Consider the following 16,731-nt stretch of genomic DNA (forward strand, 5'->3'; position numbering starts at 1 on the left):
AACGGTTCAGTGTACGAACTACCACGCCCGGATGACCAACACGTTGCCGAACGCCACATCGTGTCGGACCGCGGCGACCAGCGGTTATCCGGACATATCGGGCTCTGCGCCCTCGCTGACCAGCACGGGTGGTGGGCGTGACACCATGGACGCCGTGACCGGAACTCCAGACTCCGCCCCGCGCCCCACGAGCCCGCGCGACCGATCGGCCGCATTGCCGGTCGTCACGATGATCGGGGGCGGTCAGCTCGCCCGCATGACACACCAGGCCGCGATTGCACTGGGGCAGACCCTGCGCGTGCTCGCCGGGGCGCCGTCGGAGCCTGCCGCGCTCGTGACGTCGGACCTCGTGCTCGGCAGCCACACCGACCTCGTGGCGCTGCGCGAAGCGGCGGTCGGTTCGAGTGCGTTCACCTTCGACCACGAGCACGTACCCACCGAACACCTCGAGACGCTGGTCGCCGAGGGCGTCAACGTGCAGCCGCCGCCACGCGCGCTCGTGTACGCACAGGACAAGCTCGCGATGCGGCGCAAGCTCCGGGAGATGGGTGCGCCGGTGCCGCCGTTCGCGGAGGTCACGTGGGCGGGCGATGTCGAGAAGTTCGCCGACGAACACGGGTGGCCGGTCGTGATCAAGGCGATCCGTGGAGGCTACGACGGCCGCGGCGTGTGGATGCCGGAAGACGCGGACGAGGCCGAGGGCATCGTCGCCGAGCAACTCGACAAGGGTGTCCCGCTCATGGTCGAGCAGAAGGTCCCGATGCGCCGCGAGCTGTCGGCGATGGTCGCGCGGTCGCCGTTCGGGCAGGGCGCGGCGTGGCCCGTGGTCCAGACAGTGCAACGAAACGGCCAGCTCGCGGTCGCGATCGCGCCCGCGCCGTCGCTCGCACCCGAGGTCGCCGAGCAGGCGTCCTCGCTCGCGCTGCGGCTGGCGGCCGAACTCGGTGTGGTCGGTGCGTTCGCCGTCGAACTGTTCGAGACCGAGAACGGCGAGATCGTCGTCAACGAACTCGCGATGCGCCCGCACAATTCCGGCCACTGGACGATGGACGGAGCCCGCACGTCGCAGTTCGAGCAGCATCTGCGCGCGGTGCTCGACTACCCGCTGGGCGACACCTCGCCGCTCGCTCCCGCCACGGTGACGGCCAACGTGCTCGGCGCCGAGCACGCCCCCGAGATGAGCATGGACGAGCGCGTCCACCACCTGTTCGCGCGGATGCCCGACGCGAAGGTGCACCTCTACAGCAAGGGCGAACGCCCCGCGCGCAAGATCGGGCACGTCAACGTCGTCGGCGGTCCGGGCTCGGTCGACGACCCGCAGTACGTGGCGGACCTGCGCGAGCGCGCCGAGCGCGCCGCGCACTGGCTCTCGCACGCCGAATGGACCGACGGCTGGAACGAACACACAGGAGAGACGAAGTGACGGCAACCGGCGGCCCCCGGGTCGGGCTCATCATGGGCAGCGATTCCGACTGGCCCACGATGGAGGCGGCGGCGCTCGCGCTCGCCGAGTTCGAGGTGCCCTTCGAGGTGGGCGTCGTCTCGGCGCACCGCACGCCGCAACGCATGCTCGACTACGCGCGCGACGCCGCAGGCCGGGGCCTCGAGGTGATCATCGCGGGTGCAGGCGGCGCCGCGCACCTGCCCGGCATGGTGGCGTCGGCCACCCCGTTGCCGGTCGTGGGCGTACCGGTTCCGCTGAAGCATCTCGACGGCATGGATTCGCTGCTCTCGATCGTGCAGATGCCCGCGGGAATCCCGGTGGCGACGGTGTCGGTGGGCGGGGCGCGCAATGCCGGGCTGCTCGCGGTGCGGATCCTCGGTGCGGGCGATCCCGCGCTGCGGACGCGCATGGAACGCTTCCAACGCGACCTCGAAGCGATGGTGCTCGACAAGGACGCGGCGCTCCAGCGCAAGCTGCTCGGCTGACGCGGCGGCAGGCGGTCCGGCACGCCGCTCAGTCGAGCGTGCGCGTCACCTTCTCGACGTCCACGCGACGGTGCTGCGCGTCGGCGTCCGGTGCGGTCACCTGCACCAGGGATGCGCCCGCCGCGAACACCGCGAGCAGATTGTCGACGAGTTCGTCCGTGCTGTTCCACGGCCGAGTCGACAACACACGGTCGGTCGCGGCGAGCCCGGACCGCTCCGCCGCGCCCCGCGCGTCCGCGACCACCTCGGCGACCGAACGGCCGGCCAGTGCAGTGCCCGCGCCTGCCGGATCGAAGCGGTCGCCGTGCATGCGCACCGACGTCGCATAGTCGGTCACGCCGATCGGCAGATCCCGCACCGGCATCCCGAAGGCGTCGAGCGACAGCGCCACCACCTCGGGTGCGGCGGCGTCGACGCCGCCGGCGGTGACGAACGCCAAGTCCACGGACTCGAGGTCGGTGTCGGGCGTGCCGACGGAGACGACCTCGCACCCCGCCCACCACGCGCCGAACAGCACGGCCGCGGTCTGCCAGTGCGCGGGCAGCGCGACGGCGACGCGCGAGCCCGGGCCGAGCGCGAACTCGTCGCGGATCATGTTGGCGGTCTTCGCGACCCAGTTCGCGAATGTGACGGCCGACACCTCGATGCGCTCGCCCGTCGAATCGTCGTAGTACGTGATGCGCGGGCCCGCGGGGTCCGCCGCGACGATCGGGGTGAGGAGTGCTCCGGTGAGAGTGGGGTCGGTCGGCACGTGAGGCTCTTCCTTCTGCTCGGTCAGTTGACGCACCGCGCGCCGGTCGCGGCGGTGATGGGCGGCCCCGCGGGCACCGGCGTCGCGGTGCCGGACGTGCCGTCGCTCCCGCCCGTGCTGCTCCCCGACGAGCTGCTGCCGGACGAGGTGCTGGTCTCGGACGAACTCGAGCCGGTCGACCCGGTGCTGGTGGCGGTGCCGGGGCCGTCGTAGTCGGACGCGAGCACGACCCGCACGGTGCCGGACCGGAGTGTCGGGTCGGAGTCGGTGGCGACGTCGCCGAGCGCTGCCGCGACGGCGGCGGCCTCGTCGTCGTCGGCCGAGTGCCCGTACACCGTGGTCTCGGAGACGGCCGACGCGCCCGCGTAGTTGCCGACCTCGCCCTTGCGATAGCCGAGGTCGACGAGTGCCTGCGACACGTCGGTCGCCAAACCGCCGATGTCGCCTGCGTTCTCGACATCGACCGTGATCGACGATTCGTCGACGTCCGGTCCGTCGGTGGTCGTGCTCGACTCGGAGTCGTCGGTCGTGCTCGACTCGGAGTCGGCGCCGTCGCCCACGAGGGTCGCGACGAACTTCTCGACCTCCTTCGAATCGACCTTCACGATCGACTCGCCGTAGTCGGTGGTGGCCGCGAGGTCCTGCACGGGAATCGTGCGGAACTGCACTTCCCCGCCCGACAGATTCTGCAGCTGGGTCGCGAAGTCGACGATGTCCCAGTTCTCGTCGAGCACGACCGACCGCTCGACCGCGCCGGAGAGCTGCCCCAGCTTCGCGGGATCGCTGAGCGTGCGGGCGCTGAGCACCTTGTTCACGAGCGACGCCATGAACACCTGTTGACGCACGATCCGGTCGAGGTCGCCGCGGGGCAGGTCGTGACGTTGGCGCACGAACGACAGCGCGTCCGAACCCTGCAGGGTCTGCTCGCCCTCCTGGAAGTGCGCGCCCGACAGCGGCTCGTCGACCGCGGAGTTGAGGCAGACGTCGACGCCGCCGACCGCGTCGGTGAGCAACACGAACCCGAGCAGGCCCACCTCGGCGTAGTGGTCGACCGTGATGCCGGTCAGTCCGGCGACCGACTTCACCAGAGCCTCGCGGCCCGCCTTGGTCGACTCGTCCTCGGCGGCGCGTTCGCTCTCGCCCGAATCGAGCAGTTGTTGCTTCTCCTCGGCCTTGGTGGCGCCGTACGCCGCGTTGATCTTGGACTTTCCGATGCCCGGCACGTCGACGTAGGAGTCGCGCGGTATCGAGATCGCGGTAGCGGAACTGCCGTCGGTGGGCACGCGGATCAGGATGATCGTGTCGGTGTTGTTGGCTTCTTCCTCGCCTGCGCGCAGCGAGTCGAGTTCGTGCTGCGACAGCGGGTTGCCGTGCGCGTCGGTGCGGCTGTCCGTGCCGACCATGAGGATGTCGATCGCGCCGTCCTCGGAGCCGCCCAAGCCGAGGCCGCTCGCGGTAGCCAGATTGTTGCGGATCGAATCGATGCTGCGCCACGCGAGCCCGGTGAACACGAGCGCCAGTACCGACAGGACGACGACGGCGAGCCGTAGACGTTTGCGGGCGGCCCCTGCCTTCGGTCGGGAGTCGGGTTGCGCGTAGGTCACGGGCCCAGGCTACTGGTCGCATGCGCCGGATCGGGGCAGTCGCGGCCGGGCGTGCCAGACTGTCGGGCGTGAATCGCATTCTCGTCACGGGCGCCGCCGGTCAGCTCGGCACCGCCGTGGTCGACCGCGCCCGCCGCGGCGGTCTCGACGTCGACGCCCGCACGTCCCGCGAACTCGACGTCACCGACCCGGCGGCGGTGCGGGACGCGGTCGCAGCCGGCACCGTCGTCGTCAACTGCGCCGCCTACACGGCCGTCGACGCGGCCGAGACCGACGAGGACGCGGCGCGGCGCGTCAACGCCGACGGACCCGGCCTCCTCGCGGCCGCGTGCGCCGCGGCCGGCGCGCGGCTCGTGCACGTGTCGACGGACTACGTCTTCGGAGGAGACGCGCGTGCCGCGTACGACGTGGCCGACTCCCCGGCCCCGCAGACCGCCTACGGGCGCACGAAGCTCGCGGGCGAACGCGCGGTGCACGCCGCACTGCCGAGCGCGACGATCGTGCGCACCGCGTGGGTCTACACCGGCACCGGCACCGATTTCGTCGCGACGATGCTGCGGCTCGAACGTGAGCGCGAGACCGTGAACGTCGTCGCGGACCAGGTCGGTGCGCCCACCTACACCGGCGACCTGGCCGACGGTCTGCTCGAGATCGTCGCCCGCGACGCACCGCCGCCGCTGCTGCACTTCACGAACTCGGGTCGCGCGAGCTGGTACGACCTCGCCCGCGCGGTCTTCGAGGAAGCGGGTGCCGATCCCACCCGCGTCGTACCGTGCACGAGCGCCGAATTCGTGCGGCCCGCGCCGCGCCCCGCGTTCTCGGTGCTGTCGTTGCGGGCATGGCAGGATGCCGGGTTCACGCCGCCGCGTGCGTGGCGGACCGCGCTCCACGAGGCGCTGCGATGAGCGGGGCGCAGGAGCCGGCGCGTCAGCCGCTACGCTTGCCCGCGTGAGTTCGAAGCTGGCCGTGGTGACGGTGACCTATTCGCCCGGCGAGCATCTGGAGCATTTTCTCCGCACGCTCGACGACGCGACGTCCGAGAAGCCGCAGGTCGTGATGGCCGACAACGGCTCGACCGATGGCGCACCGGAGGCAGCCGAGGCGAGTCATCCGCGCGCGCGGCTGCTGCGCACCGGAGGCAACATCGGCTACGGCGGTGCCGTCAACCGTGCGGCCGCGGAGATCGACGACGACATCGAGTTCCTGGTGGTCGCCAATCCCGACGTCCGGTGGTCTCCCGGCGCGCTCGACGCGCTGGTGGACGCCGCCGAGCGGTGGCCGCGTGCGGGCGCGCTCGGTCCGCTCGTGCGCGAGCCCGACGGCTCGGTGTACCCGTCGGCGCGCGAGGTCCCCGGGCTCGTGTCCGGGGCCGGGCACGCGGTGCTCGGCAAGGTGTGGCCGGGCAATCCGTGGACGACGCGCTACCGCCAGGAGCGCGAAGCCGTGGGGGAGCGAGCCGTGGGCTGGCTGTCGGGTTCGTGCCTGCTGTTGCGCCGCTCGGCGTTCGATTCGATCTCGGGCTTCGACTCGCGGTACTTCATGTACATGGAGGACGTCGACCTCGGCGACCGGCTCGGCCGCGCGGGCTGGCTCAACGTGTACGTCCCGACCGCCGAGGTCACCCACGCGAAGGGGCACGCCGCAGGCAGGCACCCCGAGTTGATGCTGCCCGCCCACCACCGCAGCGCCTACCGGTTCCAGGCCGACCGGCACCCGCACGTGTGGCAGGCACCGCTGCGGCTCGCGCTGCGGATCGGGCTCGCGGTCCGATCGAAGGTCGCGGTCGCCGCAGCGGTCCGTGCCCGCCGCGACGGTTCCGACTGATCTCGCGCCCGCGCTGCGGCACCCGACTCACCACCTCGACGACCGAAGCACCCATGAGGGGACCACGACCCATGACTTCCACCGAGACCGAGCAGACGGCACCGGCCGCAGGTGCCCGCAACACCGACGCCGTGGTGCTGGTCGGCGGCAAGGGCACGCGGCTGCGCCCGCTCACCCTGTCGGCGCCGAAGCCGATGCTGCCGACCGCGGGGCAGCCGTTCGTCGCACATCTGCTCGCGCGGATCCGTGCCGCGGGCATCGAGCACGTGATCCTCAGCACGTCGTACAAGGCGGAGGTCTTCCGCGAGCACTTCGGCGACGGCTCGTCGATGGGTCTCGAGATCGAGTACGTCACCGAGGACGAGCCACTCGGCACCGGCGGTGGTATCCGCAATGTGGTGCCGCTGCTGCGCGGCGACCACGTCGCGGTGTTCAACGGCGACGTGCTCACCGGCAGCGACCTGGGCGGCATGCTGGCGCTGCACGACGAGAAGCAGGCCGACGTCACGCTGCACCTGGTACGCGTCGGCGACCCGCGGGCCTACGGCTGTGTGCCCACGGACGCAGACGGCCGGGTCACCGCATTCCTCGAGAAGACGCAGGACCCGCCGACCGACCAGATCAACGCGGGCTGCTACCTGTTCCGCCGCGAGATCGTCGAGCAGATCCCGGCCGGGCGGCCCGTGTCCGTCGAGCGTGAGGTCTTCCCCAATCTGCTCACCGGCGGCGCGCGCGTGTACGGCTATGTCGACCACGCGTACTGGCGCGACATGGGCACACCGGAGGATTTCGTGCGCGGCTCCGCCGACCTCGTGCGCGGCATCGCGCCGACACCTTTGCTGGACGGCGAGCGCGGGGAGGCCCTCGTGCACCCGAGCGCAGGTATCGGTGCAGGCGCGCTCCTCATCGGCGGCACGGTCGTCGGGCGGGGGTGCGAGGTCGGTGCGGGGGCGCGGCTCGACGGTGCGGTGCTGTTCGACGGCGCCGTGGTCGAGGCGGGTGCCGTCGTCGAACGGTCGATTCTCGGATTCGGCTCGCGTATCGGCCCTCGCGCCCTCGTGCGCGACGGTGTGATCGGTGACGGTGCCGACGTCGGGGCCCGGTGCGAGCTGCTGCGCGGGGCGCGGGTGTGGCCCGGCGTGACACTTCCCGACGGCGGAGTACGGTTCAGTACCGACGTGTGAGAGATCCACGTGCGCAAGACCCGATGTCGCGGCCGGGGAACGGTCCGGCGTGTAGTTCAGCAGTGGTAAGGGATCGTGAGATGGGCCAGTTCACGCGCTATGTCGCACTGGGGGATTCGTTCACCGAAGGGGTCGGCGATCCCGACCCGGCGCGCGCGAACGGGCTGCGCGGCTGGGCCGACCTGGTGGCCGAACAGCTCGCGGCGCACAGCGCCGACTTCACGTACGCGAACCTCGCCGTGCGTGGGCGGTTGCTCGGGCCCATCCTCGACGAACAGATCGAGCCTGCACTCGCGATGAACCCCGACCTCGTCACGATCTACGCAGGCGGCAACGATCTGATGCGGCCCAAGGTCGACGTCGACGCGCTCGTCGCCCGGTACGACGCCGCGATCGGCCGACTGGCCCGCGGCGGCGCGACGGTCGCACTGTGGACGGCCTACGACGCCGGCTGGTCACCTGTGTTCGGCAAGCTGCGCGGTCGACTCGCGATCTACAACGAACTCGTCCGGGAGGTCGCCGATCGGCACGGCGCGGTCCTGGTCGACTTCTGGCGTTTCGCGGAGTACGAGGACTACCGCATGTGGGACTGGGACCGGCTGCACATGTCGCCGCTCGGGCACCGCACCATGGCTGCGCGGGTGCTCGACGCGCTCGCCGTCGAACATTCACTCGAGCCGGTGGTGCTCGAGCAGCAGGCGCCGCAGGCCAAGGCGGACGTGCGTCGAGCCGACCTGATGTGGGCCCGCGACTTCCTGCTGCCGTGGATCGGCAGGCGGCTGCGGGGTACGTCCTCGGGCGACGGCATCGCACCGCGCAGGCCGGAGCTCGCGCCCCTCGGTTGAGCGGCCCGATCAGGACTGGGTGGTCCGATCAGGACTGGGGCGGTCCGATCAGGACTGGGCGGTGCGTGCAGCGTCGTCGCGTCGGGCGTGAGCGAGGCGCACGAGCCGGTCGATCGTGTCCGTCTCGGCGTCCTCGGGCAGCTCGTCGACCGGCCACCACCGCAGGTCCGCGGATTCGGAGCTGCGCACGATGTGCGCATTCGGGCGCGCCCAGACCACGAACCGCAGGTCCAGATGCCGGGTGGGGACGCCGAGCGAACACGTGATGGCGTGCGTGTGCAGCGAGAGCAACTCGGGGTCGATCACGAGATCCGGGATGCCCGACTCCTCCACGGCCTCGCGCAGCGCGGCGTCGACGATCGTGGCGTCGGTGTCCTCGCAGTGCCCGCCGAGCTGGATCCAGCGACCCACGCGCGGATGCAACGTGAGCAGCACGTGGCAGCCGCCCTCGTCGAGCACCAGGCTCGACGCCGTGATGTGCCCGGGAGCGTGGGCGCGCAGGCAGCCTTCCGGAGCCGACCCGAGGAACGCGAGCATCGTCTCGCGCAGCGCGTCGTCGTGCGCGTCGGGTGCTGTCCACGACGACAGCAACTCGGTGGCGGAGTGGTGCAGGCTGGCGGCAGTCATGTCCGTTTCCGGAGGGAAGGGGTGCGGCGAGTGCTCATTTCACCACGAGGGCGTCACCCGGCCCGCCCGGGGTGCGCGGTGGCGGGACGGTGGCGGGATGACCGACCGCGACCGCACCGAGTGGCGCCCACGACTGCGGGATCTCGAGGACGGAACGCACGGTGTCGGGGGCGAAGATCGTCGATCCGATCCAGCAACTGCCCAGGCCCCGTGCCGCGAGCGACACGAGCAGTCCCTGGACCGCGGCGCCCGCGGCGACCGTGAACATCGTCTGTTCGTGCGCGGTGCGTGTGGCATCGGGATAGTCGTGTGCACCGTCCGGCACGCAGAACGGGACCACGATCTCGGGTGCGCGGTAGAGGATCTCGCCGCGCGCGACGCGGCGCGCGATCGACTCGTCCGAACGGCCGTCGCCCCGCAGATCGCGCACCCAGTCCTCGCGCATCGCGTCGAGCAGCCGGGTGCGCGTCGCGGCATTGCGGACCCACACGAACCGCACGGGACGGGTGTGATGCGGAGCGGGCGCGGTGAGTGCGTCGGCGACCGCGGACTCGAGGTCGTCCGGGTCGACGGGTTCGGGCGCGAACGACCGGATCGAACGGCGGAGCGGCACCGCCTCCCGGCGGCCCTGCTCGACCGCGAGTTCGGTGCCGAGGCTGAACAGGTCGTCGGCCCCCGTGCGGATCAGATCGCGCGCGGTGGAACCGTCGTCGCGCACCGCCATGCCGCGGACCACGGCGACCGGCACCGCGCCGAGCTTGCCTTTCACCAGATCCGCCGCGGCCGCGAGCTCGTCGGCCACCGCGATCTCGGTGACGACGAGTTCGTTGCCCTGGCCGTCGTGGGCGCCGGCGTAGCCGTGCAGCACCGCGAGACCCGCGGACCCGATCGCGACGTCGGTCTGGCCGTTGCGCCACGCGCGGCCCATCGTGTCGGTGACGACCACGGCGACCGTGACACCGAGGCGTTCGCGGAGTGCGGAGCGCAGTGCCTCCGCGCTCGCGTCGGGGTTCTCGGGCAGCAGTGCGAGTTCGCCGGAGCCGACGTTCGAGCCGTCGATGCCCGATGCGGCCTGCACGATGCCGAGTTTGTTCTCGGTGATGAGGGTGCGGCCCTTGCGCGCGAGCACGCGCACCGCCTCCTGCTCGACGAGCCGGCGGCGCAGCGCATCGCGCTCGTCCGGATCTGCGGGCGCGGCGACGAGCCTGCCCTCGGTCTTCGAGAAGACCTTGCTCGTGACGACGAGGACGTCTCCGTCCACGAGATCGGCGCCCGCTGCGATCAGTGCGTCGGCGAGGTCGTCGCCCGGCCGGAACTCGGGCAGCCCGGGCACCGGGCGGATCTCGAGGGTGCCGCCGGGGGCGTGATCGGTGGGCAGGGTGTGCTCCGGGGCGGCGGACGCGGAGCCGGGCGTCGTCACAGCGCCACCTCCGCGACGTCGAACGCAGCGCGCACCATGTCGGCGGTGGTCTCCGGATCACGCATGAGCAGCGGTACCGCTCGCACCGCGACGCCGGGCACGTCGGCGGTGTCGTCCTCCGCGACGAGCCAGCCGTCGAGGATCCCGGTGCCCGAGCGCGCGCCGTAGTGCCGCCCGACGCCTTCGGCGGACGTCTCGACGCCGATGACCTCGAGGCACTCGTCGGCCATGCCCCGCACCGGCTTGCCGCCGATGACGGGGGAGACACCGACGACCTTCGCCCGCGTCGTGCGCAGTGCGCCGCGGATCCCGGGGACGGCGAGGATCGCGCCGATGCTCACGACGGGATTGGACGGCGCGAGGAGGACGAGATCGGCGTGCTCGATCGCGTCGAGCACTCCGGGGGCGGGCGTCGCCTGGTCGGCACCGATGTCGGCGAAGCTGTGCGTCGGGATCTGCGCGCGGTAGCGCACCCACCACTCCTGGAAGTGGATCGCCTTCCGATCGCCGCTCTCGGGGTCGGTGACCACGACATGGGTTTCGCTGCGATCGTCGGTGACGGGGAGCAGTCGCACGCCCGGTTCCCAGCGCGCGCACAGTGCCTCGGTGACCGCCGACAGCGGGTAGCCCGCGCGCAGCATCTGGCTGCGGATCAGGTGGGTCGCGATGTCCCGGTCGCCGAGGCCGAACCAGTCCGGTTTCGCGCCGTACGCCGCCAGTTCCTCCTTCGCGCTCCACGTCTCGCCGCGATGGCCCCACCCGCGCTCGGGGTCGATGCCGCCGCCGAGGGTGTACATGCAGGTGTCGAGGTCCGGGCAGATCCGCAGACCGTGCATCCAGACGTCGTCGCCGACGTTGACGATCGCGGTGACATCGTGCGCGTCCGGATCGCCGGGGGAGACGGACTCGAGGAGGCTGCGCACTCCTTGCAGAAAACGCGCCCCGCCGACGCCGCCGACCAATACAGTCACATTCACGGCCCCGAGCCTAGTGTGCGCGCCCGGGGCCGGGATTTCGCGCGTAGTAGTTCAAGAAAAAACAAGCTTGAAATACTAATCAACGAATTTCGCGGTTTTGACCACGACACGCGGGCCCGTGCCATAATCACAAGTATGTCATTTCACCGCAGAGGCCCGGGATGGCTTGCAGCGGGCATCTTCTCGAACGAATGTTCGACCGGATGCGACATTCGAGAATGAGAGATCTGCGCTATCACAGGTGAGGAGGCGGAACGATGCCCAACGAGTACGCCCAGTGGGACTCTCACGAACAGGCCGAATCAGAGTTTTCCCGGCCGACTGTGACCGACGAATCGCAGGTTCGAAATCACGATGATCGCCCGACATTGAGCCTGATCAGCGGTTTCGACGAGCTTTTCGACGACATCGAAGAGCAGTGGCAGGAACGCGCTTTGTGCTCGCAGACCGATCCCGAAGCCTTCTTTCCCGAGAAGGGCGGATCGACCCGCGAGGCGAAGCGCATCTGCCAGGGCTGCGAGGTGCGTGACGAATGCCTCGACTACGCCCTCGCGCACGACGAGCGGTTCGGCATCTGGGGCGGTCTGTCGGAGCGGGAGCGGCGCCGCCTCAAGCGCGGCATCGTCTGACGGGTTCGTCGCGTCCGGGGCTTCAGTCCTCGGGGCTGTACCCGTCGGGGTCGATGACGTCGGGGTCGACGTCGAGATACGTGGCCACCTGCTGGACGAGCACCTCGTGCAGCAGATCGACCAGGTCGTCCGATTCCTCGGCGCGCTGCTCGAGCGGCCTGCGGAACAGCACGATGCGTGCACGCGTCGCGTTGGCGTGACGGTCGACGCCCGCGGGCACCAGGCGCGACAACGGCACCGGGCCGTCGGCCACCACCTCGGGCGGCCAGTTCACCGAGTCCGGGTCGAGCGCGTGGATGCGCGGCACGTCGTCGACCGCGATGTCGAGACCGCGCAATCGTTCGTTCCAGCGGTCGTCCACCGGGGCGAACGCTTCGAGGACGAGCATGTCGAACTTCTCGGCACGCGAACGCCTGCCGGGCGCGTCGAGCGGAAGGACCGACCCGCGAACGCCTCGCCCGCGACGCTCCACCGAACGGGACGTGACGCGGCGGCGACGTGCTCTGGCCATGCCGGGCAGATTACGGCATCGGCGTCGACATCGATTACGGGATCGAGGCCGACATCGACGGTGTGTCCCACTGTGAGTGCGGGGACGGGAGGGATATGGTGCTGCCTGTGAGATCTCTGCGTCGATGCTGCCGGCCAGGCTGTAAGAACCCTGCTGTCGCGACGCTGACGTACGTCTACTCCGACTCCACCGCGGTCGTCGGCCCGCTCGCCACCGTCGACGAGCCGCACTCGTGGGATCTGTGCGAGTCGCACGCCTCGCGGATCACGGCTCCCAAGGGGTGGGAACTCGTACGGCACGAGGGCGCGTTCGCGTCGAGCACGCCCGACGAGGACGACCTCACCGCGCTCGCCGAGGCGGTCCGCGAAGCCGGGATGCGCGAGCGTCCCGAATACGACCGGCCTGCGGATTCCCCGGGCGACGAGCGCATGCAGGTACCGCCGGTACCGCGCACCGGCCGCCGCGGTCATCTCCGGGTCCTGCCCGATCCCGCCAACTGAGCTTCCGCTTCCCCTCGCCGATTCCGGCGTCACCGGCCGGTTCCCCGATCCACGAGGCAGCGGTGTCCGCGGCGGCCGTTAGGCTGTCCGCACGTTTCACCGCCCGTGAAGGAGATCCCCTGTGCCGCGTTCCTCCGTGTCGCGTTCCCCCGAGCTCGTCCACTCGGTCGTCAAGGCGTACGACGTCCGCGGCGTGGTCGGCGACCAGCTCGACGAATCGTTCGTCGAGGCGGTCGGTGGGGCGTTCGCGCGCCTGATGCGTTCCGAGGGCGCCACCCGTGTCGCGGTGGGTCACGACATGCGGCCGTCGTCTCCCGCGCTCGCGCGTGCCTTCGCGGGCGGCGTCACGGCGCAGGGGCTCGACGTCGTGCTCATCGGCCTCGCCTCCACCGACCAGACGTACTTCGCCTCGGGTCTGCTCTCGTGTCCGGCGGCGATGTTCACCGCGAGCCACAATCCCGCCGAGTACAACGGCGTGAAGATGTGCCGTGCCGAGGCCAGCCCGGTCGGGCAGCAGAGCGGCCTCGCCGAGATCGCGCAGGACATCGTCGACGGCGTGCCTGCATTCGACGGAACACCCGGCGCTGTGTCCGAGCAGAGCGTGCTCGACGAGTACGCGGAGTTCCTGCGCCGCGCCGTCGACCTGTCGGCCATGAAGCCGCTGAAGATCGCGATCGACGCGGGCAACGGCATGGCCGGTCTGACGGCGCCCGCGGTGTTCGACTCGCTGCCCGTCACCGTCGATCCGCTGTACTTCGAACTCGACGGCACCTTCCCCAACCACGAGGCCAACCCGCTCGACCCGAAGAACCTGGTCGATCTGCAGCAGCGGGTACGCGAGAGCGGCGCCGACCTCGGCCTCGCATTCGACGGCGACGCCGACCGGTGCTTCTTCGTCGACGAGCGAGGGGAAGTCGTCTCGCCGTCGGCCGTCACCGCGTGCGTCGCGCAGCAGGCGCTGCGCGACGAGCCCGGCGCCACGATCATCTACAACGTCATCACCTCCCGCGCGGTCCCCGAACTCGTCGGCGAGCTCGGCGGCGTCCCGGTGCGCACGCGCGTCGGCCACTCGTTCATCAAGCAGCAGATGGCCGAGACCGGCGCGGTGTTCGGCGGCGAGCACTCGGGGCACTACTACTTCCGTGACTTCTGGCGTGCCGACTCGGGCATGCTCGCGGCGCTGCACGTGCTCGCCGCGCTCGCGGCGCAGGACCGCCCGCTGTCGGAGATGATGCAGTCGTTCACGCGCTACGCCGCGTCGGGCGAGATCAACTCGACGGTCGCCGATGCCGCGGCCGAGACGGAGGAGGTCGTCGCCGCGTTCGCGTCGCGGGCGCTGTCGACGGACACCCTCGACGGTGTCACGGTCGATCTCGGCGATCACGCGTGGTTCAACCTCCGGCCGTCCAACACCGAGCCGCTGCTGCGTCTGAACGTCGAGGCGTCGACGCGCCCCGAGGTGGACGCCCTCGTCGCCGAGATTCTGGGTATCGTTCGCTCCTGACTGCAATAGTGGTCGGGGAGGCGAAGAATCGGATTTCGGAAAGGGGGCGGTGACGTGACTGCGCCGTTGCCCCTCGTCGATCTCGACGACGCCGACGCGCTCGTCGCGGCCGATCGCGACGGTGTGTTGCGTTCGGCCGCGACTGCGGGAGCCCAGGTGCGTGCCGTGCATTCCGCGCTCGACGAGGGCGTGCTCGCACGCCTGTCCGGAGTGCGCCCGCGCAGCGTCGTGTTGGTGGCGGGTGGGGACCGTGCCGGACGGGGCGCCTCGCTGGTCGCCACCGTCGCGAGCGGCGCGCTCGGATTCCCGGTGCTCACCGCGGCGTGCACGCCTCCATGGGTCGGTCCGCTCGACGTCGTGATCGTGGCAGGAGACGACGCGGGCGATCCCGCGCTCGCGTCGTCGATCGACGCCGCCGTGCGCCGGCGCGCCGACACCGTCGTCGTGGCACCGGACGAGGGCCCGGTGCGCGAGGTCGCGGCCGGGCGCGCGCTCGTGCTGGCGCCGCGCGTACCCGCGCTGCGTCGTCACACCACGGCGGGCCACCTCGCCGCGTTCGTCGCGGTCCTCGCCACTCTCGATCCGCGGTGGCGCGGCGGCACCGAGTCGCTGCGCGCGCTCGCCGATGCGCTCGACGCGGAGGCCCTCACCGACGGCCCCGCGGGCGAGGTCTTCCGCAACCCGGCGAAGACGATCGTCGCGCGCCTGCACGGCAGGCGTGGCCTGGTCACCGGAGGGTCGCCGCTCGCGCTCGAGATCGCGCGCACGGCGAGCGACGCGTTCGTGCACGCGGGTGCGGTGGTAGCCGCGGCGCCGCTGTCCGATGTGGTCGCGTCGGCCCGCGTGCTGCGTGGCGACACGGGAGTCGCCGATTCGATCTTCTACGACCCCGAGATCGACGGGCCGCCTCCCGTCGACCCGGTGCGTGTGCTTGCCGTCGCGACGGCAAGCGACCGCGACGTCACACGGCGCCGCGTCGAACTCTTGGGCGATGCGCACGTCCTCACCGTGGCCGGAGACGACGCCGACGCGGCGGTGGCAGGGGCCGACGAACTCGACGAGGCCGCGTTGCTGGTGGCGCGCTTCGACATGGCTGCGGCATATCTCGAACTGATCGGCGGTCGGTAGTGGACATCCTCGACGGTGTCGTGCGGAACTATGCCTGGGGGTCGCGCACCGCGCTTGCGGCGATGCGGCGCGGGCCGGTTCCGTCGCCGTATCCGGAAGCGGAGCTGTGGCTCGGCGCGCATCCTGCCGATTCGGCGCACGTGCGCACCGACGACGGCCCGGCATCGCTGCTCGAGGTCGTGCACGCCGACCCCGACAAGCAGCTGGGTCTCGCGGCGGGCGAGCAGTTCGGCGACCGACTGCCGTACCTGCTCAAGCTGCTCGCCGCCGACGAGCCGCTGTCTCTGCAAGCGCACCCGAGCCGCGCCCAGGCGGAGGAGGGGTTCGCGCGCGAGGAGGCCGCGGGCGTTCCGCTCGACTCGCCGGTGCGCAACTACAAGGATCCGAGCCACAAACCCGAGTTACTCGTCGCCCTGGGCGATTTCGAGGCGCTCGCCGGCTTCCGGTCGCCCGAACGCACCGTCGAGCTCCTCACCGCGCTCGACGTCGCCGAGCTCGCGCCGTACGTGGCGCTGCTCGCGGGTCAACCCGACTCCGACGGTCTGCGCGCGCTGTTCACCACCTGGATCACCCTGCCGCCGCAGGTGGTCGCCGATCTCATGCCCCGCGTGCTCGACGGCTGTATCGCGCTGCTCGCCCGCGAACCCGACGGTCCGTTCACCCGCGAGGCGCGGACCGCATTGCAGCTCGCGGAGTCGTATCCGGGAGATACCGGGGTGCTCGCGTCGTTGCTGCTCAACCGGCTCAGCCTCGAAGCGGGCCAGGGCCTGTACCTGGGTGCGGGCAACCTGCACGCCTACCTGCACGGTGTCGGTGTCGAGATCATGGCGAACTCGGACAACGTGCTGCGGGGCGGTCTGACGCCCAAGCACGTCGACGTGCCGGAGTTGCTGCGGGTGCTCGACTTCGACGCGCTCGAGTCGCCGCTCGTCGAACCGCGGCAGATCGCGGGCACCGGGCAGTACGTGTACGACACCCCCGCTCCCGAGTTCGTGCTCACCCGCATCGAACTCGATGGCGCACGCCCGTCGGTCACCTCGGAGATGCGCGGCCCGCGCATCCTCGTGTGCACCGAGGGCGACGCGCAGGTGTGCTCGGGTGGTCGGCGACTGGATCTGCCGCAGGGCTGCGCGGCATGGGTTGCCGCCACCGACCCGGTCGTCACGCTCGACGTGGTCGGCGACCGCGCGCAGGTGTTCGAGGCGTCGGTCGCGCCCTAGCCTTCGCGGTCCTATCCGGGACGAGGTTCCGTGATCGTTCCGAACGCGGGTCGTCGTGCGGGGCCGGCGCCTAGTCTG

At 71.0% G+C, this 16,731-nt stretch carries 17 protein-coding genes; 11 read left to right on the plus strand and 6 right to left on the minus strand.

The window, feature by feature from the left end; genetic code table 11:
* The first annotated feature begins 154 nt into the window (after nt 1–154).
* Both HCA44_RS03790 and purE read left to right on the plus strand, forming a co-directional pair.
* On the plus strand, nt 155–1,423 hold the full coding sequence (locus HCA44_RS03790; protein ID WP_346764558.1) for a 5-(carboxyamino)imidazole ribonucleotide synthase: 1,269 nt from the start codon (nt 155–157) through the stop codon (nt 1,421–1,423).
* Nucleotides 1,420–1,929 (plus strand): 5-(carboxyamino)imidazole ribonucleotide mutase, encoded by a 510-nt coding sequence (purE, locus tag HCA44_RS03795; protein WP_346764559.1) that lies wholly within the window; start codon nt 1,420–1,422, stop codon nt 1,927–1,929. The genes HCA44_RS03790 and purE overlap by 4 nt, the downstream gene beginning before the upstream one ends.
* Nucleotides 1,930–1,957: 28 nt before the next feature.
* Here the strand turns inward: purE and HCA44_RS03800 are convergent, their stop codons facing one another.
* Together HCA44_RS03800 and HCA44_RS03805 are read right to left on the minus strand one after the other, a co-directional pair.
* Nucleotides 1,958–2,680 (minus strand): TIGR03089 family protein, encoded by a 723-nt coding sequence (locus HCA44_RS03800; RefSeq protein WP_169647184.1) that lies wholly within the window; start codon nt 2,678–2,680, stop codon nt 1,958–1,960.
* Nucleotides 2,681–2,703: 23 nt separating this feature from the next.
* Nucleotides 2,704–4,209, minus strand: a complete 1,506-nt coding sequence (locus HCA44_RS03805) for an LCP family protein (RefSeq protein ID WP_206037704.1) — start codon at nt 4,207–4,209, stop codon at nt 2,704–2,706.
* A 143-nt stretch (nt 4,210–4,352) separates the two neighbouring features.
* Here HCA44_RS03805 and rfbD point away from each other — a divergent pair, with 143 nt between their 5' ends.
* From rfbD to HCA44_RS03825, 4 genes are all read left to right on the plus strand, one after another.
* Entirely contained in the window at nt 4,353–5,189 is an 837-nt protein-coding gene (gene rfbD, locus HCA44_RS03810; RefSeq protein WP_169647186.1) for a dTDP-4-dehydrorhamnose reductase, read from the plus strand.
* A 43-nt stretch (nt 5,190–5,232) separates the two neighbouring features.
* Nucleotides 5,233–6,108: a glycosyltransferase family 2 protein gene (locus HCA44_RS03815; protein ID WP_169647187.1), complete on the plus strand. Its 876-nt coding sequence runs from the start codon at nt 5,233–5,235 to the stop codon at nt 6,106–6,108.
* Nucleotides 6,109–6,179: 71 nt separating this feature from the next.
* Nucleotides 6,180–7,292 (plus strand): NDP-sugar synthase, encoded by a 1,113-nt coding sequence (locus HCA44_RS03820; RefSeq protein ID WP_169647188.1) that lies wholly within the window; start codon nt 6,180–6,182, stop codon nt 7,290–7,292.
* An 80-nt stretch (nt 7,293–7,372) separates the two neighbouring features.
* Entirely contained in the window at nt 7,373–8,137 is a 765-nt protein-coding gene (locus HCA44_RS03825; protein WP_169647189.1) for an SGNH/GDSL hydrolase family protein, read from the plus strand.
* Between the two features lie 48 nt (nt 8,138–8,185).
* On the opposite strand, the gene HCA44_RS03830 is transcribed toward HCA44_RS03825, so the two are convergent.
* The 3 genes from HCA44_RS03830 to cofD are packed head-to-tail and all read right to left on the minus strand — an operon-like array spanning nt 8,186 to nt 11,161.
* Complete coding sequence (locus tag HCA44_RS03830; RefSeq protein WP_169647190.1) at nt 8,186–8,764, minus strand: NUDIX domain-containing protein; 579 nt, start codon at nt 8,762–8,764, stop codon at nt 8,186–8,188.
* Between the two features lie 34 nt (nt 8,765–8,798).
* A complete protein-coding gene (locus tag HCA44_RS03835; protein WP_169647191.1) occupies nt 8,799–10,184 on the minus strand; it encodes a coenzyme F420-0:L-glutamate ligase in 1,386 nt (461 codons plus the stop codon).
* Nucleotides 10,181–11,161, minus strand: a complete 981-nt coding sequence (gene cofD / locus HCA44_RS03840) for a 2-phospho-L-lactate transferase (protein ID WP_169647192.1) — start codon at nt 11,159–11,161, stop codon at nt 10,181–10,183. Before cofD ends, HCA44_RS03835 begins: the two co-directional genes overlap by 4 nt.
* 368 nt (nt 11,162–11,529) lie before the next feature.
* Between cofD and HCA44_RS03845 the strand changes: the two genes are divergently transcribed.
* Nucleotides 11,530–11,790: a WhiB family transcriptional regulator gene (locus tag HCA44_RS03845; RefSeq protein WP_169647354.1), complete on the plus strand. Its 261-nt coding sequence runs from the start codon at nt 11,530–11,532 to the stop codon at nt 11,788–11,790.
* Nucleotides 11,791–11,812: 22 nt separating this feature from the next.
* Here the strand turns inward: HCA44_RS03845 and HCA44_RS03850 are convergent, their stop codons facing one another.
* Nucleotides 11,813–12,301 carry a metallopeptidase family protein gene (locus HCA44_RS03850; protein ID WP_169647193.1) on the minus strand — a complete coding sequence of 163 codons (489 nt, stop codon included), beginning with the start codon at nt 12,299–12,301 and terminating at the stop codon, nt 11,813–11,815.
* A gap of 107 nt (nt 12,302–12,408) precedes the next feature.
* On the opposite strand from HCA44_RS03850, the gene HCA44_RS03855 reads away from it, so the two are divergent.
* From HCA44_RS03855 to manA, 4 genes are all read left to right on the plus strand, one after another.
* Nucleotides 12,409–12,801, plus strand: a complete 393-nt coding sequence (locus tag HCA44_RS03855; RefSeq protein WP_169647194.1) for a DUF3499 domain-containing protein — start codon at nt 12,409–12,411, stop codon at nt 12,799–12,801.
* A gap of 136 nt (nt 12,802–12,937) precedes the next feature.
* Complete coding sequence (locus tag HCA44_RS03860) at nt 12,938–14,305, plus strand: phosphomannomutase/phosphoglucomutase (RefSeq protein ID WP_169647355.1); 1,368 nt, start codon at nt 12,938–12,940, stop codon at nt 14,303–14,305.
* 54 nt (nt 14,306–14,359) lie between these two features.
* Complete coding sequence (locus HCA44_RS03865) at nt 14,360–15,433, plus strand: tobH protein (RefSeq protein ID WP_169647195.1); 1,074 nt, start codon at nt 14,360–14,362, stop codon at nt 15,431–15,433.
* Nucleotides 15,433–16,653 carry a mannose-6-phosphate isomerase, class I gene (gene manA / locus HCA44_RS03870; RefSeq protein WP_169647196.1) on the plus strand — a complete coding sequence of 407 codons (1,221 nt, stop codon included), beginning with the start codon at nt 15,433–15,435 and terminating at the stop codon, nt 16,651–16,653. Before HCA44_RS03865 ends, manA begins: the two co-directional genes overlap by 1 nt.
* The last annotated feature ends 78 nt before the right edge of the window (nt 16,654–16,731 follow it).

Origin of the sequence: Rhodococcus sp. HNM0569 (genome assembly GCF_012726205.1) — a bacterium.
Lineage (GTDB): Bacteria > Actinomycetota > Actinomycetes > Mycobacteriales > Mycobacteriaceae > Rhodococcus_F.